The organism is Salinicola rhizosphaerae (assembly GCF_014652715.1).
Taxonomy (GTDB): Bacteria; Pseudomonadota; Gammaproteobacteria; order Pseudomonadales; family Halomonadaceae; genus Salinicola; species Salinicola rhizosphaerae.
Genome location: NZ_BMZI01000001.1, coordinates 484,859 through 503,917, shown reverse-complemented (window position 1 = coordinate 503,917; position 19,059 = coordinate 484,859). Strand labels below are relative to the sequence as shown.

General features: G+C 60.1%; 17 protein-coding genes and 1 pseudogene. 15 read left to right on the top strand and 3 right to left on the bottom strand.

Annotated elements, in window-relative coordinates:
- The 15 genes and pseudogenes from IE125_RS02230 to IE125_RS02160 form a co-directional block, all read left to right on the top strand.
- Positions 1-309: pseudogene (locus tag IE125_RS02230) on the top strand (sulfate adenylyltransferase subunit CysD); the annotation flags it as partial.
- A 127-nt stretch (positions 310-436) separates the two neighbouring features.
- Positions 437-781, top strand: coding sequence for a four helix bundle protein (locus tag IE125_RS02225; RefSeq protein ID WP_110717955.1), 345 nt, complete (start codon positions 437-439; stop codon positions 779-781).
- Positions 782-859: 78 nt separating this feature from the next.
- A complete protein-coding gene (gene cysN / locus IE125_RS02220; RefSeq protein ID WP_189442944.1) occupies positions 860-2,314 on the top strand; it encodes a sulfate adenylyltransferase subunit CysN in 1,455 nt (484 codons plus the stop codon).
- Between the two features lie 152 nt (positions 2,315-2,466).
- Entirely contained in the window at positions 2,467-3,198 is a 732-nt protein-coding gene (locus IE125_RS02215; RefSeq protein ID WP_189442943.1) for a sulfotransferase family 2 domain-containing protein, read from the top strand.
- Between the two features lie 190 nt (positions 3,199-3,388).
- Positions 3,389-4,549, top strand: a complete 1,161-nt coding sequence (locus tag IE125_RS02210; RefSeq protein ID WP_189442942.1) for a hypothetical protein — start codon at positions 3,389-3,391, stop codon at positions 4,547-4,549.
- 5 nt (positions 4,550-4,554) lie between these two features.
- Positions 4,555-5,640: a glycosyltransferase family 4 protein gene (locus IE125_RS02205; RefSeq protein WP_189442941.1), complete on the top strand. Its 1,086-nt coding sequence runs from the start codon at positions 4,555-4,557 to the stop codon at positions 5,638-5,640.
- Complete coding sequence (locus IE125_RS02200; RefSeq protein ID WP_189442940.1) at positions 5,633-6,871, top strand: capsular polysaccharide export protein, LipB/KpsS family; 1,239 nt, start codon at positions 5,633-5,635, stop codon at positions 6,869-6,871. The genes IE125_RS02205 and IE125_RS02200 overlap by 8 nt, the downstream gene beginning before the upstream one ends.
- Positions 6,871-7,716: a 3-deoxy-8-phosphooctulonate synthase gene (gene kdsA, locus IE125_RS02195; RefSeq protein WP_189442939.1), complete on the top strand. Its 846-nt coding sequence runs from the start codon at positions 6,871-6,873 to the stop codon at positions 7,714-7,716. Before IE125_RS02200 ends, kdsA begins: the two co-directional genes overlap by 1 nt.
- Positions 7,716-8,285 (top strand): KdsC family phosphatase, encoded by a 570-nt coding sequence (locus tag IE125_RS02190; protein ID WP_189442938.1) that lies wholly within the window; start codon positions 7,716-7,718, stop codon positions 8,283-8,285. The genes kdsA and IE125_RS02190 overlap by 1 nt, the downstream gene beginning before the upstream one ends.
- A 266-nt stretch (positions 8,286-8,551) precedes the next feature.
- Positions 8,552-9,484 (top strand): KpsF/GutQ family sugar-phosphate isomerase, encoded by a 933-nt coding sequence (locus tag IE125_RS02185; RefSeq protein ID WP_229808873.1) that lies wholly within the window; start codon positions 8,552-8,554, stop codon positions 9,482-9,484.
- Between the two features lie 37 nt (positions 9,485-9,521).
- The gene (gene cysC / locus IE125_RS02180) at positions 9,522-10,136 is read left to right on the top strand and encodes an adenylyl-sulfate kinase (protein ID WP_229808872.1); all 615 of its coding nucleotides are present in this window, start codon (positions 9,522-9,524) and stop codon (positions 10,134-10,136) included.
- Between the two features lie 63 nt (positions 10,137-10,199).
- Positions 10,200-11,561 carry an undecaprenyl-phosphate glucose phosphotransferase gene (locus tag IE125_RS02175; protein WP_189442937.1) on the top strand — a complete coding sequence of 454 codons (1,362 nt, stop codon included), beginning with the start codon at positions 10,200-10,202 and terminating at the stop codon, positions 11,559-11,561.
- A gap of 56 nt (positions 11,562-11,617) precedes the next feature.
- Positions 11,618-13,639 (top strand): acyltransferase family protein, encoded by a 2,022-nt coding sequence (locus IE125_RS02170; protein WP_189442936.1) that lies wholly within the window; start codon positions 11,618-11,620, stop codon positions 13,637-13,639.
- Positions 13,640-13,800: 161 nt separating this feature from the next.
- Positions 13,801-14,868, top strand: coding sequence for an acyltransferase family protein (locus tag IE125_RS02165; RefSeq protein ID WP_268249085.1), 1,068 nt, complete (start codon positions 13,801-13,803; stop codon positions 14,866-14,868).
- Entirely contained in the window at positions 14,865-15,140 is a 276-nt protein-coding gene (locus tag IE125_RS02160) for a hypothetical protein (RefSeq protein ID WP_189442934.1), read from the top strand. Before IE125_RS02165 ends, IE125_RS02160 begins: the two co-directional genes overlap by 4 nt.
- Before the next feature lie 217 nt (positions 15,141-15,357).
- Here IE125_RS02160 and IE125_RS02155 read toward each other — a convergent pair whose 3' ends face one another.
- The 3 genes from IE125_RS02155 to IE125_RS02145 form a co-directional block, all read right to left on the bottom strand.
- A complete protein-coding gene (locus tag IE125_RS02155; protein ID WP_189442933.1) occupies positions 15,358-17,706 on the bottom strand; it encodes a hypothetical protein in 2,349 nt (782 codons plus the stop codon).
- Positions 17,707-17,893: 187 nt separating this feature from the next.
- Positions 17,894-18,622, bottom strand: a complete 729-nt coding sequence (locus IE125_RS02150) for an LrgB family protein (RefSeq protein ID WP_189442932.1) — start codon at positions 18,620-18,622, stop codon at positions 17,894-17,896.
- The gene (locus IE125_RS02145; RefSeq protein WP_189442931.1) at positions 18,619-18,987 is read right to left on the bottom strand and encodes a CidA/LrgA family protein; all 369 of its coding nucleotides are present in this window, start codon (positions 18,985-18,987) and stop codon (positions 18,619-18,621) included. Before IE125_RS02145 ends, IE125_RS02150 begins: the two co-directional genes overlap by 4 nt.
- Between the last annotated feature and the right edge of the window lie 72 nt (positions 18,988-19,059).

The window sequence follows — 19,059 nt, the reverse complement described above, 5'->3', positions numbered from 1 at the left end:
GAATCGATCCCCATCGTGCCGCTCTACTACTCCGCGCCGCGCCCGGTGGTCGAGCGCGACGGCATGCTGGTGATGGTCGACGACGAGCGTCTGCCGCTCGAACCCGGCGAAGTGCCCGAAGAGAAGTGGGTGCGCTTCCGCACGCTCGGCTGCTACCCGCTGACCGGCGCCGTGGAATCCAAAGCCGCCACGTTGCCCGAGATCATCCAGGAGATGCTGCTGACCCGCACCTCCGAGCGCTCCGGCCGCGCCATCGACAAGGATCAGGTGGGCTCGATGGAGAAGAAAAAGCGCGAAGGGTACTTCTAACGCGCCAGAGGCGCGTTAGAGAGCTGGAAGCCATAAGCTTTAAGCTGTAAGAAAGATCAAAAGCCAGAACCTTTTGATTTTGCAGGTAAAAGCGCTTTTTTATTGGCTTGCGGCTTGGAGTGAATTCATGAATTTTGAAAGATTGCAGGTTTGGAAACGCTCGGCACGCTTGTCAGCTGAGCTCTACAAGACCTTTTCCGCCCTGCGTGATTTTGGCTTTCGAGACCAGGTCACGCGTTCAGGACTTTCCATTCCTAGCAACATTGCCGAGGGTATGAGCCGGTATACGAGTAAGGACAAACGCCACTTCCTGGTCGTTGCCAGAGGCTCTTGTGCCGAGTTGCGTACTCAGGTCTATATCGGCATGGAAATCGGCTATATCGAACATCAGCAAGGCCAGCGGTGGTTGCAGGAAACCCGAGAGATATCTTCGATGCTCAACGGGTTGATAGTCACTCTGGATAACGAATGAATCGAGAGCTGGAAGCGATGGGCTGTGGGGTGACTTACAGCTTGCGGCTTACAGCTTACAGCTAGCGGGGTTTGCCCAATGTCTCACCAGTCCGGATTGATCGCGGAAAACATCGAAGCCTATTTGAAGGAGCACGAGAACAAGGATCTCTTGCGTTTCATCACCTGCGGCAGCGTCGATGACGGCAAGTCGACCCTGATCGGGCGGCTGCTGCACGACTCCAAGATGATCTATGAAGACCAGCTCGCCGCGATCACCCAGGCCTCGAAAACCAGCGGGACGACCGGCGACAAGGTCGATCTGGCGCTGCTGGTCGACGGCCTGCAATCGGAGCGGGAGCAGGGCATCACTATCGATGTCGCCTACCGTTTCTTCTCCACCGACAAGCGCAAGTTCATCATCGCCGACACCCCGGGCCACGAGCAGTACACCCGCAACATGGCGACCGGCGCCTCGACCGCGAGCCTGGCGATCATTCTGATCGATGCCCGCCACGGCGTGCAGACCCAGACCCGCCGCCACAGCTTCATCGCCGACCTGCTGGGTATCCAGCATCTGGTGATTGCGGTCAACAAGATGGACCTGGTCGACTACGCCGAGTCGCGCTTTGACGAGATCGTCGCCGAGTATCGCGCGTTCGCCGAGAAGCTCGACGCCACCGACATCCGCTTCGTGCCGATGTCCGCGCTCGAAGGCGACAACGTCGTCAACCGCAGCGAGCAGATGGACTGGTACCGGGTCGATGGACAGCCGGGGCCGGCGCTGCTCGAACTGCTCGAGACGGTCGAAGTGGCCCACGACGCCAATCTCTCCGACCTGCGCTTCCCCGTGCAGTACGTCAACCGGCCCAACCTCGATTTCCGCGGCTACTGCGGCACGCTCGAGGCCGGCATCCTGCGTCCCGGCCAGTCGGTCAAGGCGCTGCCTTCAGGCAAGCTCTCCACCGTCGAGCGCCTCGTCACCTACGACGGCGATCTCGAAGAAGCCTATCCCGGCCAGGCGATCACCGTGACGCTGACGGACGAGATCGACATCTCTCGCGGTGACTGGCTGGTCGCGGCGGATGCCGACGTCGCCCAGTCGAGCGCGCTGGAAGCCGACATCGTCTGGATGCACGACACCGCGCTCGAGCCCGGGCGTCTTTACGACTTCAAGATCGGCACCCAGGAGATCGCCGGCAAGATCGCCGCGATCGACTATCAGATCGACGTCAACACGCTCGAACATCAGGCATCGGAGAGTCTGCCGCTCAATGCCATCGGCCGCTGCCGGGTGGCGCTGACCGCGAGCGTGCCGCTGGATGACTACCGCAAGAGCCCGGGCACGGGCAGCTTCGTGGTGATCGACCGCCTGACGAACATCACCGTCGGGGCGGGGCTGGTGCGCGGGGCGCTCGCTGACGTCGGGGATGCCGGCGAGCACGAAGTCGACTGGCAGGCATTCGAGGTCGAGTTCAACGCGCTGATCCGCAAGCACTTCCCGCACTGGGAGGCGAAAGATCTGCGCGCGCTCATTCAACGCTCGCGCGACTGAAAGCAAGAAGTGAGATCGCAAGATCGGTGCCGTTCCCAGGCATCGATCCATCTCCTCGGAATGCTGAATGAAACTCGTTGGCCAGTCATTGGCCAACGGTTTCCCGTGCTTGTCTACGACAGAACTTGCCAACGTCCTTGAAGGGCACCTCCATGAGCCTACTGATCCAGACACGTTATTACTTGAAAAAGAGTCGTGTTGCGAAGTCTTTCATTCTAAAAGCCAATGACTGTCTGCCATTGGAATGGAAAGATAAACTGTATCGAAACATGGTGAATCCCTATTCCGAGCATGAAGAGAAAAATGGCGTCGTTTTCGTCCATGTTCCAAAAACGGCCGGTAATAGTATCTTTCAGGCACTCTTCGGCGTCTCGGCTCACGGTCATGACGAAGCTGCTACCTATCGGCGCTATGATGCGAACCGCTTCGATCGATACTACAAGTTCGGTTTCGTTCGTCATCCTCTCGATCGTCTGGTGTCCGCGTATGTCTACCTGAACAAGGGCGGCATCGGGCGATATGATCAGGCCTTCCGAGACAAGTACCTTGCCAAGACTTCCGACTTTGGCGAGTTCCTAAGAAAACTGGATACACAGCCGAAGTATCGTCGTCAGGTTCTCAGCTGGGTGCATTTTCGACCTCAAACCCGTTTTCTCTGCGATGCCAATGAAAGTGTGCTGGTCGACTATATCGGTCGTTACGAAAATATCGAAAGAGATTACGAACGGATCGCCGGTGATCTCAAACTCGCTGATGTCTCTCCGTTGCAGGTCGTCAACCGAACCGAGCGGCAGGGGTATCGGGACTACTATGATCCCGAGTTGATCGATATCGCCTGTCGCCTCTACGACCGGGACATGAAGGTATTCGGCTATACCGCTTGAGACCCGCCTCGAGGAAACGAGGTGATCGCGGCGTAAGACCGTATGCCGGAACGGCCGATCATTCGATAAATCGTGAGGCGGGTATCCACACTCTGCCGTGCGATTTTCGTTTTCACGTTCTCCATTGCGTTATCCAGGTTGAGACCCGGCGATGGAATCAATGACTGTTACCAGGGACTGGTCAAGTAGCATGCTGGTTATCAACGCCAAACGTCTGTTTGTGGCTTTAGTGGCAACATTTGCGGTCGCGCTGCCTAAATCCGGAGTCGCGATAGGCGGTATCCCGCTCAATACGATCTATCTGCTCATTGCTCTGTCTTTCCCGATCCTGTTGTTGAAGGCCATGTTGAGCCAGGGCAAGTTGGTCAGACAAGATCGTTACTCTATCTATGTCTGGATGCTGGTGCCGTTCTGGCTGCTTTTTTTGACGATCACGTTAATCAACGGGCCGGGCAGCGTCGGCGTCTATTTCGGCTACATCATGGCGCTGATCATGGTGCCGATCTTCTTTTATCTGTGGTCCAAGCGATTGGGGCCGCAGGAAATTCAGTATTTGCTGCGGTGTCTGAAAAACGCGATCCGTTTTGCCGTGGGGTTCGGGCTCTTTCTCTTCGTCTTCAAGATCGGTACCGGGCAGTATTTCTCGATTCCGATGTTGACCACGACCTTCGGCGCCGAACTGACACTCGAAGCGAAGATGAACGATCGTGGTGGGCTCTACAAACTTTTCTCGACCTATAACAACGGCAATATCTACGCGGTGTGCATGATCATGCTGCTGCCGGTCTACACGGTTATCGAGAAGCGCAGGTATTGGGTCATTCTGGCGATGCTGTCGATCATGCTGACCCTGTCCCGAACGGCGTGGGCCTTGCTGATGGTCTACTGCGTATTCGAGTACCTGATCTTCAATCGCGCGATTTCGGTCAAGCGCCTGATACTGATCTGCGCGGCGCTCTGCCTCGTCGTGCCGGGGATCATCGGCTTGCTCGGCATCATGGGCCAGGACGTCACCTTCCTGTTCGACAGCAATCTGGGAGGACGAGCCGCGTATCTCTCCTATTTCTTCGACGCGGGGCTGATCTCGACGTCACCGCTGACCTGGTCTTACGAAATTCCTTATGTGTCGTTTGCCGAATTCGTCGGGCTGATCTCGCTGATCCCGTTTCTGATGTTCTTCTCCAATGTCATCAGTGCGCGCAGTCTGTTCGACGTGTCCCGGCCGGTCAGTCGCAGTGCCAGCATCGGCTGCGTGATGTACTGGGTGGCGACGTTTTCCGACGCGGCTCTGGTGCTGGTGCCGACCTTCGTCATCTATTCCCTGTTGGTCATGCTCTCCTTTAGCGAGTGATCCCCATGAAAATCCTGCATGTCTGTGAAACGGTCACCGGTGGCATCGCGACCTATCTGAACAATGTCGTGGCGGAGCAGGCTCGGCGCGAGGAGGTCACCGGCGTGTCGGTACTGCTCCCCGAGGCGCAGCGCGAAGAGATCAATCTGGGGGAAACGGCGGGTTTCGGCGACAAGATCGAGCTGATCGGTTTCCAGGGCGGGGGACGGCTTCAGCGCTTGCGCCATCTGGCGACGCGTCTACCCGGCGCCATCGGAGAACAGCGCCCGGATGTCGTCCATGTCCATAGCACTTTCGCGGGATTTCTGTGCCGAGCGCTGCCGATCTCGCTGAAAGGTGCGCGGTTAATCTATCAGCCACATGGCGTGGCGTTCGATCCGCATCGTATCTCCGGATTGAAGCAGCAGGGCATCCAGTGGGTTGAGCGCGCGCTCTATCAGCGCACTGACGGCATCGTGGCCATCTCCGAGTACGAGCAGTCGCTGCTGGCTGATGCCGGCATGGGTGACAAGACGATGCTGATCAAGAACTGCGTGCGCGATACCGGAGAGGCGGTCGCGGCGACCGAGAAGGAAGATTTCTACCTGTTCATCGGTCGCTTCGACCGTCAGAAAGGTTTCGATCAGCTCTATGACTTCTGGGGCGAAGATCTGCCGACGCTGAAAATCGTCGGCGGCAACGTCGTCGATGCGGATAGCGAATTCGAACCGCGATCCAACATGGAGTTTCTCGGGTGGATGGACAACGCCACGCTGGACGGACTGATCGCCCGCGCGAAAGCGCTGATCGTCCCCAGCCGATGGGAGGGTTTCGGGCTGGTGGTACTGGAAGCCTACCGCAACGCCACGCCGGTGATCTGCTCGAACCGTGGTGCACTGCCGGAGCTGGTCGCTAACGGCGAGACCGGTTTCGTGTTCGATTTCGATGATTTTAGCGCCTCGCTAGGCGAGGCCGTGGCGGCCTTCGAGGCTAGCGATCAGCCAGCGATGCGCCAGCGCTGTCGCGACTGTTACGAGCGCGACTTCTCGCCCGCCAGCATGAACAGCGAACTTCTCAAACTCTACCAGGACAACGGACAGGTCTATGTATAGCCAGGTGCTCATCAATATCTCGAACCCGGAAGACTATCGCTTCTTCAAGCGAGTCTTCGCGGCGCCGAATGCCAAGGCCTGCCGTGTCGATTTCGTTGCCAACAACGCGATCATGTTCGTCTATTTGAAGCTGAAGGGCGAGACGGTGTTCATGCCACGTCGCGGGCAGGGCAGGAGCTGCCGTGAGGACAACTTCAGCATTCTCACCGGCCGGCTGACCTATGCGCAGGCTTGTCGTGTCTACTCGGGCTTTTTCGACTTCATCGAACGCGAGCAGCCAAAGCACGGCTGGGATCTCTATATTTTGCCAAGCGGTCGGCTGGCCTCGCAGTCGGCCCTGGCCGATTACGCTCGCGCCAATGGCATCGATCTGCTTTACACCGGCTATGGCAACATCGGCAACAAGACGTTTGCCGATCCACAGGGGACCGATATGCAGTCCTACCTCTACCAGCATGTCGAGGTGTTGGACGAGTTCTCGGTCGACCTGGAAGCGTTTCGTGCCTGGAAGCGTGACTACACGGCCGCTCGCATGAAAAAGCATGTCATCGGGCAGGCCCGCAAACTCGATTTAAAGACGGTATTTCAGAAATTCGTTCAGGTCATGAGCTGTCGCGTCGAAGCAATTCTCGGTTACGCCGGTGAAAACGCCTACGGCTTCGACGAGCTGAATAAGCTGAAGAAAGCCGACGACGTGGCGCTCGATGCCATGGACTGGGAAACTCCTTATCTCTTTTTCCCCATGCAGGTCAGCACGGACGCGCAGATCATCCTGAACTATCACAAGGAGAGCGTGATCGACGGACTCAAGGACGCCATCGCCATGGCCAGGGAGAAAGGGCTAAAGCTGGTGATCAAGCCACATCCGGCAGAAATCAATCAGGCGATACCCTCGATTCTGTCCAAGCTTCGCCAGGAGCACGGATTTCTGATCGTCAATGAAAATACCTTCCAGCTGCTGGATCGGGCGGTCGAGGCGGTCACGATCAACTCCACGGTCGGTCTCGAAGCCAAGCTGCTCGACAAGCCGGTGACGTTCCTCGGCAATACCTTCTATGCGCAGTTCAGCGAGCGACGACTGGCGGCCTACATTGGCCATTACCTGGTGGATGAAGACTATTTCCAGGATACTCCGTTCAGCGAGGCGAACTTCGCCAAGCTGATGGATCGCGCAAGATTGCACGTCACGGACCGCAGTGAAGTGGCCCGAAAGAAAAGCGAGGTAGCTTAATGAAATCCGTACCGATTGCCGGCTTGACGGTCGCGAACGATGCGCCCTTTACGCTGTTTGGTGGCATCAACGTTCTGGAAGATCTCGACAGTACGCTCAAAGCCTGCGAAGCGTATGTCGAGGTGACCCGCAAGCTTGGAATTCCCTATGTCTTCAAGGCCTCGTTCGACAAGGCCAATCGGTCGTCGATCCACTCCTTCCGAGGCGTCGGCCTGGAAGAAGGTGTGCGTATTTTCGAGACCGTCAAACGCGAATTCGAAGTGCCGGTCATTACCGATGTGCATGAAATCGAGCAGGCGGCGCCGGTCGCCGAGGTTGCCGATGTTCTTCAACTGCCGGCGTTTCTCGCGCGTCAAACCGATCTGGTCGTGGCCATGGCGAAGACCGGCAAGCCGATCAACGTCAAGAAACCGCAGTTCCTGAGCCCAGGTCAGGTCAAGAATATCGTCTCCAAGTGCGCCGAAGCCGGTAATGAGCAGGTCATCCTGTGCGAGCGCGGTAGCTGCTTCGGTTATGACAATCTGGTCGTCGATATGCTCGGCTTCCGCGAGATGATGGATGTCAGCGGCGATGCCCCGGTGATCTTCGATGTCACGCACAGCCTGCAACGGCGTGATCCAACGGCCGAGGCCTCCGGCGGTCGCCGTCGCCAGGTGCTCGAGCTCGCGCGCTCCGGGATGGCCGTCGGTCTTGCGGGACTGTTTCTGGAAGCGCATCCCGACCCGGATCGCGCGCGCTGCGACGGCCCGAGCGCCTTGCCGCTCGATAAGCTCGAGCCATTTCTCGCCCAGATCAAGGCGGTCGATGATCTGGTCAAGAGCCTGCCGCACGTCGAGATCGACTGATGAGCGGCGCGAGCTCAAATCACATTGATCCGCGCGCCGATATCGAGCTGGTGCTTTTCGATGTCGATGGTGTTCTGACTGACGGCACGCTGCTGATCGGCCCGGAAGGCGAGGCGCTCAAACCGTTCAACGTGCGCGACGGTGTCGCTTCGGGGCTCCTGCGCCAGCACGGTATCAAAAGTGGCGTGCTGTCGGCCAAGTCCAGCCAGCCGCTCAAGACGCGTGCCACACAGCTCGGCATGGAGGTCATCAAGATCGGCTTCAGCCAGAAGCTCGACGCGATCCGCGAGATCGCCGAAGAGCATGGGATCTCGCCGGCGCGCATCGCCTTCGTGGGCGACGACATCATCGACATTCCGGTGATGAAGATCATCGGTGCCAGCTATGCGCCCGCGGATGCCCACCCGCTGGTGCTGGCCACCGCCCGTCATGTGACCCAGGCGCGCGGCGGCCGAGGTGTAGCGCGCGAAGTCGCGGAAGACCTGCTCGCGGCCAAAGGGCTGTCGCTAGCCGATATGTACGCCCACATGCTTGGCGACGACGAGGCACTGCGCACCCTGGTGCAGTAGCCGATTGCGTTTGCGGTAAGGGCCGAGATGCCGATGGCGTCTCGACCCTCAAGCGCCACCCCGGCGCTTTGGGCAGCGGATCGAACCCGCTGCCACTGCCGTCATCTGCCTGGATGGCGGCGCTTCGATTTTTACGACTCCACGACATCGACCGTCTTCCGACTCGACGACTTCCGCTCGACAGCGGCGTTTCGCTGCGTCCGTCGTCGTCTCGAATACGGCGCTGCCTTCACTTCGATCTCGCAGGTCAGAGCCAGGAGAGAATCATGAACCTCGAATATCTCGAAAGCGCCAGACAGGTCTTCGTCAAGGAAGCGGAGTCGTTGCTGGATGTGTCCAGAAAGCTCGACAACGATCTCTGCGAAGCCGTCGACGCCATTCTGCAGACGCCGGGCAGGGTCATCATCTGCGGCATGGGCAAATCCGGCATCGTCGGCCGCAAGATTGCAGCGACGCTTGCCAGTACCGGCACGCCGAGTTTCTTCATGCACCCTGGCGAGGCCTATCACGGCGATCTCGGCATGGTGACCCAGCACGATGTCTTTCTGGCGATCTCCAACTCCGGCGAAACGGAGGAGGTGATCAAGCTGATTCCCTACCTCAAGGACAACGGCAACTATCTGGTCGGTATGACCGGCAATCGCGACTCGACGCTGGCGCGTGCCTCTCATAGCCATCTCGATATCGGCGTGGTGGAAGAGGCATGCCCCCTGCAGCTGGCGCCCACCTCTTCCACGACCGCTACGCTGGCCATGGGCGATGCGCTGGCCGTGACGCTGATGAAGGCGCGCGATTTTCAGCCGGAGAACTTTGCTCGCTTCCACCCCGGCGGTTCGCTCGGCCGGCGATTGTTGAGCCGTGTCGAGAACGAGATGCGCAGCGAAAACCTGCCGCTGGTCAAGGCCGAGGCGGAAGTGCTGGACGTGATCCAGGCGATGTCTCGCGGCCAGTTGGGCATGGCCGTCGTCCAGCACAACGATAGCTGGGGGGTGATCACCGACGGTGACCTGCGCCGCGCGATCGAGAAGTACGGCGAGTATGTCTTCTCGCGCAAGGCCTACGACTTCATGACGCCTCAGGCCTCGCGGATTTCGCCCAAGGCCCGCGTCGAAGACGCGCTGACGCTGATGGAGTCGAAGAAGATCAACGCGCTACTGGTGTTCGAAAAGGAGCAGCTGGTTGGCGTGTTCAAGAAATGACCCGCGAATCGACTATCACATGGACGAGAACACGCGCATGAGCGACAAGTCTGGCACGACCGCCAATACCGTTTGGCACGCCCACAAGATCTGTCGGCATCACCGGGAATTCCTTAATGGTCAGCGCGCCTGTCTGCTCTGGTTTACCGGCCTGTCCGGCTCCGGAAAATCGACCATTGCGGGGCTGGTCGAAGAGCGTCTGCACGAACAGCGCAAGCTGACCTATCTGCTCGACGGCGACAACGTGCGCAAGGGCATGAACGGCGACCTGGGTTTCACCGATGCCGATCGTATCGAAAACATTCGCCGAATTGGCGAGATGTCGAAGCTGTTCGTCGATGCCGGCGTGATCACGCTGTCGGCGTTCATTTCGCCTTTTCGTTCGGAACGCGCGGCGGTTCGAGACCTCATGCGAGAGGGCGATTTCATCGAGGTCTTCGTCGATGCGCCGCTCGACACCTGCGAAGGTCGCGACCCCAAGGGTCTCTATCAGCGCGCTCGCAGTGGCGAAATCAAGAATTTCACGGGTATCGACTCACCTTACGAAAGACCGGACGCCCCGGAGATCCATGTCGTCAACGACGGCAGTCTCTCGCCGCGCGAGGTGGCCGACCAGGTCGTCGGTTATCTCCGGCAGCGTCAGTTCATCTGAATAACGCAGGTTTCATCGCAAGACGTTTCAGGGATCACCCCTCGAGGTAACGGGAGAACGAATATGAAAAGTCTGAACCCTGTCAGAAGGATCGCGCCGTTGATCGACGTGCTCGCCATTCTGGCGGCGGGCATGCTGGCCAGCGAAATTCGCTTCCAGACGCCCCGGCTGGATAGCGTCAACGGACTGGTGCTGATCGTCATGGCGCTCTCCGTGGTGCTGATCAACCTCTGCGGCGGCGGCTACAGCAAGTGGCGGTCGACGCGATTGCGCAGCCGGATCTATCGCCTCCTGTGGGTCTGGGCGGCCGTCTTCGCCGCAGTCAGCATTCTGATGTATCTGCTCAAGCTATCCGAGCTGGTATCGCGTCAGTGGCTGGTATTCACCTTCATGCTGTCGTTCTGCCTGGTAGCGGCATCCCGTGCGCTGCTGATGATGCTGGCGATGGTTCATAACGGCAACGTGCGCAATCGCCGCAAGGTGTTTCTGGTCGGCCCGGAAGAGCATCTGCTGGAGGTCGCGCGCTCGCTGCGGCAGAACCAGGAGCAGGGCTACGCCATTGCCGGCGTCTGCCGAGGCCGGGTGCTGCGTGCGGAAAAAGCGCCGCGCAATCTCGCTCGGCGTGTGGAGCACTCCGGTGCCGACGAGGTGTGGATCTGCCTGCCGGTCTCCGAAGGCGAGCACGTTCGCTCGATCATGTACAACCTGCGTCACCTGCCGCTCGAAATTCGCTTCATCCCTCACTTCGCCGATATCCCGCTGCTCAATCACCGCGTCAGCCACATCGCCGGTAATCATGCCATCGATCTGAGCGTCAGCCCGATCTCCGGCAGCGCGCTGTGGGTCAAGCGCCTCGAGGACATCGTGATCGGCGGACTGATTCTGCTGCTGATCGCGCCGGTCTGCCTGGCGTGCGCCGTTGCGGTCAAGATTTCCTCACCGGGGCCGGTACTGTTCAAGCAGCTACGCACCGGGGCCAGCGGGCACGACGTACAGGTCTACAAATTCCGCTCGATGAAGGTTCATCAGGAGGCGGAAGGCCACGTGTCTCAGGCGACGCGTCGCGACCCGCGTATCACACGCGTCGGGGCCTTTCTACGTCGAACGTCGCTCGATGAGCTGCCGCAGTTCATCAACGTGCTGCAGGGGCGGATGTCGATCGTCGGCCCGCGTCCGCACGCGCTGGCGCACAACGAGTATTACAAGGATCTGGTCGAGTCCTACATGCAGCGCCATATGGTCAAGCCGGGGATTACCGGATGGGCGCAGGTGCGGGGTTTTCGCGGCGAGACCGACACGCTGGACAAGATGAAGGCGCGTGTGGAGCACGATCTCTGGTACATCAACAACTGGTCGCTGTTGCTCGATCTCAAGATCATTTTCTTCACCGTTTTCAAAGGCTTTACCGGCAATAACGCCTACTGAAGTCGTGTCTTTCCAGCGTTTCCATTCACTACCCAGCTTTTCAAAGGAGTTGAAGGTTGGCTCAGAAGCCTAGCTATCTGTACGAGATACAGGGGTTGCGTGCGGTCGCAGCACTGATGGTGGCCGTCTATCACATCTGGATTCAGAAGGTATCCGGCGGGGTGGATGTCTTCTTCGTGATTGCCGCGTTTTTCATTTTCGGGTCGTTTCTGCGCAAGGCACCGCCGAATCTCGGCGAACTGCTCGATTATTACAGCAAGACGCTACGGCGGGTGGTGCCGAGCGCCGCGCTGGTGATCATGACGACCATTGTCGTATCGCTGTTTCTGATGCCGGATTCGATGTGGCGCAATCAGATCAAGCACGCGCTGGCCTCGACCCTGTTTCTCGAGAACTGGGCCCTGGCGATGACGGCAACGGACTATCTCAGCAAGGGTTCGCCGCCGTCACCGTTCCAGCAACTCTGGGCGCTTGCCGTGCAGGTACAGTTCTACTTCCTGTTCCCGCTGATGATCTGGCTGACCGGCTTGATCGACCGCCGACTCGATCCGCAGCGCCGCCGTGTCTGTATCGGTGTGCTGGTCGGCATCGTGGTCGTCTCGCTCGCCTACAGTCTTTACATCACCGCGCGTAACCAGCCGTGGGCGTACTTCGACACCTTCGCGCGGGCCTGGGAGTTTGCGATCGGCGGTCTGCTGGCGTTTGCCGTGTCGCGGATATCGCTTTCGCAGACGGTCGCCAGAGTGCTCGGCTGGGTGTCGCTGATCGTGCTGCTGACCTTTGCACTCTTCCTCAATGTCTCGACCCTGTTTCCGGGGGCCGTCGCGCTGGTGCCGGTCCTGGCAGCGTGCGGGATCGTCATCGCGGCGAGAAATCGCTGTGACATGGCGATTCTCAACAATCGCTTCGTCGTCTGGTTCGGCGACATGTCGTTCTCTTTCTATCTCTGGCACTGGCCGCTGCTCTCTTTCTATCGCTACGCGACCGGGAGTTTCGATGTCAGCGCCCTGGCGGGTTCGGGAATCATTCTTGGCGCTGGCGTTCTCGCCTATCTGACGACCTGGTGCTTCGAGACGCCGGTACGCCGTTCGGCACTGCTGTCTCGGCACAATATCTATTCGCTGGCAGCGTGCGTGGCGCTGCTGGCACTACCGACGGTGGCGCTATCGGCCTGGTATCAGGATTATCAGGCGCGTCGGTCCGATGCGCATGAGGCACTGTCGCGCTTTCTCGACGAACGCGCCCCGGCGCCGGGTCAGGTCTATCCGCCGACGCTGATCGCGAGCATGGATCTTCCGATCTCCTCGAAAGATGGCTGTCATCAGACGACCACCAATCCGAATCTCGTCGAGTGCGAATATGGCGATACCCGCGCTGAGCGGATCGTGGTACTGGCGGGCGGCTCGCATGCGCAACAGTGGCTCGGGCCGCTCAAGGCGGCGGCCGAGAACGCGCATTTCCGATTGGTCACGCTGACAAAAGGCGCCTGCACGCTCTCGCTGGACGCGAACGCCGACTACATGAACTATCCGTCCTGTCATGAGTGGAACGAGCGGGTCGTCAAGCGAATCGGCGAGATCCGCCCGGACCTCGTGTTCACCAACGCGACGCGAGGGCAGGGCACGGACGAGACCGTGCCCACGGGTTATCTCGCTTCGTGGCGAGCGCTCGAGCGGGCCGGCGTCGACGTGCTGGCGGTGCGGGACAATCCCTGGTTCGGTTACGACGTGCCTGAATGCGTCGATCTGCATCCAGATTCCGCCAGCGCCTGCGCCAAACCCCGGAGCCAGCTGCTGGCCCGGCGCTCGCCGACTCAGGCCTATCATCTCGAGAACGTGCGATTTGCCGACTTGAGCGACCTGTTCTGCGATGACGACTACTGCCATCCCCGCCAGGGAAACGTGCTGGTCTACCGCGACGATCATCACCTCACCAACACTTTCGCACTGCTGCAGACGACGCGGATCGAACGGATCGTCGAGCAGGCGCTCGCTGACTTCGATCAGGTGCGTCTGAGCGCTACCAGTCTGCGCGTTGCACACAGGCTGGCACAGCTTGAGGTCACCGAGCGGAGCTGAGCCAGCTGCGGCCCGAGCGGGGGCAAGCGCGAGAGTGACATCGGCGTCAGTCCACCGATGAAATCCGATGAACGCTGAACGGCGAGGGGGCGTTCAGCCGTCATGAGTCCATCGTCCGCCGGCGGGCGATCTTGTTCCATTTCAACACACGGGGTGACTCCATGGGGGGTGGTGCGAAAGCCCGATACGGGTGGATCGATCTAATGCGGGGAACGGCAGTGATCCTGGTGATCATGATGCATTCCCAGTTCGCGATCTCCATTCGTTACGAGGGATTGTGGATGTGGATTTCGATCCTCTCCGAGTACCTGGCGCCGTTCAGGATGCCGGTCCTGATGTTTCTGTCCGGTTTGATGCTGGTTCGCTCGATGAACAAGGGCGGGAGACGGTTCTTCGTCGGTAAACTGAAGAATATCGTCCATCCCTATATCGTGTGGACGTTCGTGGCGCTTCTGCTCTATTACGCACGCTTCGTCCTGCTAGGGGAGCCAATGCCGGAGGAGCTGTTTCCGCTATTGATTCATCCCTACAACTATCTGTGGTTTCTCTACTGCCTGATCATCTACTACGTCGTCGCCTACTTTCTGTTCCGCCTGCGCGGCGCCTGGCCGCCGATCATTGCCGCGGCCTGCTACCTGCTCTACTACGCCGTGACTTCCCGTTATGCGCCGCAACTGTTGCTGATCCCCCACGAGGACAAACTGGTGGGTTTCGCGCCGGCGCTACCCGCGAAGATCGTCGCCTACGCGTTGTTCTTCATGCTAGGCGGATGGCTGGGGGAGAATCTGGATCGTTTTGTCTCGCGGCTGGCCGGGGTCCATCCGCTGATCGTGTGGGCGCTGGCGGGACTCTGCCTGCTCGGCTTCATGCTGCCGTTCACGCCGCTGTCACCAGTCTATATCTTGATCTCGCTGCTTTCGCTCATACCACTGATGCGTCTGGCCATGGTGGGCTGGCTGCAGCGCTGCACCGGCGCGCTGCAGTGGTGCGGACGTCAGTCGATTGTACTCTACGTGGGCCATATTCCGGTCCTGTTGGTGGCGATCAATGTCGTTTATCGGGCGCTGCCCGAAGCCGATGCCAATCTCGCCTTTCTAATCCTGTTCTGTATCGCTCTGTCGAGCTGCTGCGTGCTGGCGTGGCTGTCGCAACGCCTCTCGATCGTGCGGTTTCTGTTTGCCTGGAACGTCGACCGTGGCGCGACTGGTGCTCAAAGGGTGGCGGGATGACGCGCGGATTCGAAGAGATCGGGCCAGGGCCGGTCGAGACAGGGCCGGTCGAGACAGTCATGGGCGAGAAACCGCTCTCCCGTCGGCGTTTTCTGCTGGTAACACTCTGCGGTGGTGCGATGATGACGCTACCCGTGCGTGCCGCGGTCGCGATATCGACAGGTGGCGGCGAGACGACGCGCTCTGCCGGAGCGCTCGACGAGGAAGGAGGCTTCTCGCCGGACCTTCGCATTGTCGCGGCCGAGAACCTTATCGTGTTGCCGGTATCGTGAACGTCGCGACGGCCGAGACGACTGCCTGATTTCGGTTCAGGTTCTGCCCATCAGCGATTCAGCGCCCATCCTCGGATGGGCGCTTTGCGTTTCGTCACGGTGACCGTGTCTGGAGAGAACCTGCGCTGCGATGCGGCCCGCCTGGCAAGAGTCTCGCTGCCCGGTGATAGCCTGAGCGCTTGGCAACGGCCTGACCTGCGGTAGAACTTGTCGATCGTCAGCGGCTGGCTTTAATGCCAAAAGCCAGCGAGGCGAACTGACGGTCGCTCTCTTCGGCGATGTGCATTTTCTCGACGGGCGAGAAGTCCAGGTGGCGATTGTTGACGAGTTCGACCTGCAGCGGCGCGCCACCGGAAAGCTCGTTGACGTTGGCGTTGAGCAGACGTGAGCCAGCCGGGATGAGGTTGCCATGGAGCCTGAAGGCGTGAGCGGGGCTGCGTCCTGACTGTCTGGCATCGGCCAGTACCATGGCGGTATCCGCACCGGGGACGTCGATACGCAGATTCTCGATATCGTAGATGGCGGTGCCAGCGTACGCGCGAAGCTGCGCCAGCAGGGGAACGACGCCGGTCGGCTGCGTCACCGTCGAAACGATGGAACCGCCGCGCCAGCTTCCGTAAAGCTCGCGGTTGGTGCCGATGGCCACCAGCACATCGTCCTCGTTGGCGGGACGCGTAAACAGAAAATGGCAGTCGGTGATCGACTGGGACTGTGCATTGCTGTGCCCGCGCAGGTCCATCATCACGTTTTCGTGCCGGACGTCGCGGTAGGTCACGTCGGCCCAGGTATCGACGATGACGGCGCCGAATCCGTCGCCTTCGTAGACGAACGAGCCCGTCTCGAGCCGCACATCCTGATCGAAATCCGGATCCTCGAATCCCGCCAGGCGCCGAAACATCGTTTTACCGAGCCCGGGGCTGAATCGCTTGGTGCCGTAGCGCTGCCGCAGGCGAGCCGCGGTCCCGGTCTGTGTCGCGTGAAAGTTCCTGAAGACATTGCCTCGCGTGGCGTAGAACACCGACATGGCGAAGTTGCCGGCATCGACGCAGTAGATGCCGTCGAACAGGCAGTAGGTACAGCCCTCGAGATCGAAGGCGGTATCGCTGACCTCTCGGGCACTGCAGCCAAAGACTTTCACGTTGTGCGCATTGTTGAAGTAGATGGCGCCATTGGAGCGATTGCAGTGCACATCGCTGATATAGCCGTCGCGTAGACGTCGCATCCAGCGTAGCTCTCCGCCCTTGCCAGCCCTGGCGGAGCCGCCCCAGCCCGAGAGATTGCAGTAGGCCATCTGCACGTGCGTGATACTGAAGTCGCGAACGAAATTCAGCCGCACGGCCGATGCGAGACTCCCTTCGCCGCGCCTCACGCTGTAACGCGGCGCGCCGCCAGTCAACTCGCTGATGAACAGGTTTTGATTGAGGTCATCCGGCGTCTCCGGATTGAAGCCCGCCATGACGGCGTTGTCTGTCTCGGGGTCATCCTCATGCTCCAGTGAGTAGCGATCATTGAGTTCGAGCTCATGGAAGAACTTGATCCCACCGCAGCGGTGGTGATGGTTGCGCTGATAAAAGACGTCTCGGACACACACCATCGCCACGGCTGCGCTGGCGAAATCGCTGGCCTCGAACGTCAACCCGCTGATCTCGATGTCGCGGCTGAATGCGGCGTTCACGTCGCCTTCCGGTCTGCCGTTCTTCCACGCCTCGATGACATGGTCTTCCCTCAGCCAGAGCAGACCGTCGCGAAATGACGTGGCCGCGTAGTCGCTGATCAACCGGCTGTTGGCCTGTGGGCCATCGCCGATCAGCCGCGTTCCGGACCGCAGGGAAACGCGGTGGTCGCCGACGTACAGACCTTCTCCGTTAGGCAGATCCGGCAAATACTTCGTGCGGTAGGGGGTCTTGTCGAGCGTTTCCTGAAGCCTCGCCGACTCATCCGTGCCGCGTCCATCGCGGTAGTCGGCGCGAAAGCCGACCTTGAGCAGATTGACCTCGTGATTGGGATGCACGTAGGCCGCGCCGTCATCGCCCCAGAGCGTGAAGTGATGAAAATGCGGGTCCAACGGATTGTGAGCCGGTAGCCACGCCATCGTTCCGGCACGCTGCTGGTCATCGAGTGCGATGGTGCGCTGCAGCTCTACGTTCAACTCGAAAGGACGGTCCCGATAGAAACGTCGGCAGATCAGAAAGCTGCCATCGGGCACCTGATCGCCATCCCAACCTCTGAGCGTGTCGACCGAGTCGACGACGATCAGCCGCTGGTCTAGTGCTCGCGTCAGAGACTGGGTGCCTGACGCGGACGATACGGCGGCCTGGTCGAAAAACTGTGTATCCAGGCGCTGACGCGAATGGGCGCTGGCAACCTCCAGCCAGTAGTGGCCGTTGGGTGCCGCAAACTGGATCTGGCCCTGCGCACCGGCCTGAAAGGGGTTGGGCATCGGCTTGCCGGCGGCGTCCGCCAGATCGTCGGCCGGGGTCTCCTCGCCGTGACGAAAGACGCTGACGTCGGCATGCGGAATCACGCTGCCATCGCCGCTCTGCGCGAAGAACGTCTTGACTTCCATGTGGCCCACTCCTCGGATCGTGAAACGATGGTCCGATTATCGGGGCTAGTGCTGACCGACTCTTTAGCAACTTGTTGTTGTTTTGTAGGCAAATCGGCACGGCGCGTAAGACGAAAGTGGGATGCCGGTCCGAATTGGCGCGCCGAGGACGCAGCTCTATCCGAAACGCGCAGAGTGCCGGTGCCGCTCAGAGGCCAAGCAGGTGCACGATTGGCGGTAGCAGAAAGGCGGTGACGAGCCCCGAAAGCCCCATGGCAAGCCCCGAGAACGCCCCCGCGACGGCACCGATCGAGGAAAAGCAGTAGGCCGTCCCGAAGCCATGCGCGGAAAGCCCCATGCTGTAACCCTTGATGGTGGGATCGGTAATACGGGTCAGCCGGAAGATCCACGGGCCGAGGATGCAGCCGGTTACGCCGGTCAGCAGCACGAGGCCCGCCGTCAGCGAGGGGATGCCGCCGATCTTGTCGGCGATGCCCATCGCGATGGGGGATGTGACCGATTTGGGGGCCAGCGAGAGTACCGTCTGCGCATCGGCGCCGAGCATGAGCGATATCCCGGCGGCGGAAACGACAGCCGTCGTCACACCGACCAGCGTGCCGATGGTGATGGGCACCAGCATTCGGCGTACGCGTTCTCGATGATCGTAAAGCGGAATCGCCAGAGCGACGGTGGCAGGCCCCAAAAGGAAATGAAGAAACTGCGCGCCGGCAAAATAGGTGGCGTAGTCCGTGCCCGTTATCAGGAGGAAGCCGATCAGCAGGGCGATGGCGACGATTACGGGGTGCAGCAGCGGCGTGCCGCCGGCCAGACGATTGATCCGCGTGGCGATCACGAACGCGATCAACGTGGCAAAGAGGTGCAGCAGGGGGCTGGCGGCAAGATAGACCCAGACCTGGTCGAGACCGAACGCGCTCATGATTCGGACTCTTCTGCCGAGACGCGACGGCGTGCCAGGCGTTGCAGCGTCTGGCTCGTGACCAGCAGCGTGACCGCGGTCGATAGCACGAGCGTGATGGTCAGAATCCAGATTTCGCGGCCGATCAACCCAAAGTGCTCGATCAGGCCGACGCCGGCGGGCACGAAGAGCAGCGTCAAGTACTTCAACAGCCCTTCGCCCATGGTCCGCAGGCTGCTCGGGACACTGCCTCGAATCATGAGCCCGATCAGCAAGATCAACATGCCGAGGACGGGGCCGGGAACCGGTAGTGCCAGCCAGCGACTGATGACTTCACCCAGAAATTGACAGCCGAGCAGGATGCTCATGCCCACGATCAGTCCCATCTTGCTCCCCTGGTTGGCGGCGCTTTGAACCTGGTTGGTGGTGCCTTGAAAACGTCGACGGGCGCTTCTGAT

Bases quoted from the DNA above. Each gene is read 5' to 3' on its own strand.
- IE125_RS02225 (WP_110717955.1), top strand. From the start codon at position 437: ATGAATTTTGAAAGATTGCAGGTTTGGAAACGCTCGGCACGCTTGTCA.
- cysN (WP_189442944.1), top strand. From the start codon at position 860: ATGTCTCACCAGTCCGGATTGATCGCGGAAAACATCGAAGCCTATTTG.
- IE125_RS02215 (WP_189442943.1), top strand. From the start codon at position 2,467: ATGAGCCTACTGATCCAGACACGTTATTACTTGAAAAAGAGTCGTGTT.
- IE125_RS02210 (WP_189442942.1), top strand. From the start codon at position 3,389: ATGCTGGTTATCAACGCCAAACGTCTGTTTGTGGCTTTAGTGGCAACA.
- IE125_RS02205 (WP_189442941.1), top strand. From the start codon at position 4,555: ATGAAAATCCTGCATGTCTGTGAAACGGTCACCGGTGGCATCGCGACC.
- IE125_RS02200 (WP_189442940.1), top strand. From the start codon at position 5,633: ATGTATAGCCAGGTGCTCATCAATATCTCGAACCCGGAAGACTATCGC.
- kdsA (WP_189442939.1), top strand. From the start codon at position 6,871: ATGAAATCCGTACCGATTGCCGGCTTGACGGTCGCGAACGATGCGCCC.
- IE125_RS02190 (WP_189442938.1), top strand. From the start codon at position 7,716: ATGAGCGGCGCGAGCTCAAATCACATTGATCCGCGCGCCGATATCGAG.
- IE125_RS02185 (WP_229808873.1), top strand. From the start codon at position 8,552: ATGAACCTCGAATATCTCGAAAGCGCCAGACAGGTCTTCGTCAAGGAA.
- cysC (WP_229808872.1), top strand. From the start codon at position 9,522: ATGAGCGACAAGTCTGGCACGACCGCCAATACCGTTTGGCACGCCCAC.
- IE125_RS02175 (WP_189442937.1), top strand. From the start codon at position 10,200: ATGAAAAGTCTGAACCCTGTCAGAAGGATCGCGCCGTTGATCGACGTG.
- IE125_RS02165 (WP_268249085.1), top strand. From the start codon at position 13,801: ATGGGGGGTGGTGCGAAAGCCCGATACGGGTGGATCGATCTAATGCGG.
- IE125_RS02160 (WP_189442934.1), top strand. From the start codon at position 14,865: ATGACGCGCGGATTCGAAGAGATCGGGCCAGGGCCGGTCGAGACAGGG.
- IE125_RS02155 (WP_189442933.1), bottom strand. From the start codon at position 17,706: ATGGAAGTCAAGACGTTCTTCGCGCAGAGCGGCGATGGCAGCGTGATT.
- IE125_RS02150 (WP_189442932.1), bottom strand. From the start codon at position 18,622: ATGAGCGCGTTCGGTCTCGACCAGGTCTGGGTCTATCTTGCCGCCAGC.
- IE125_RS02145 (WP_189442931.1), bottom strand. From the start codon at position 18,987: ATGGGACTGATCGTGGGCATGAGCATCCTGCTCGGCTGTCAATTTCTG.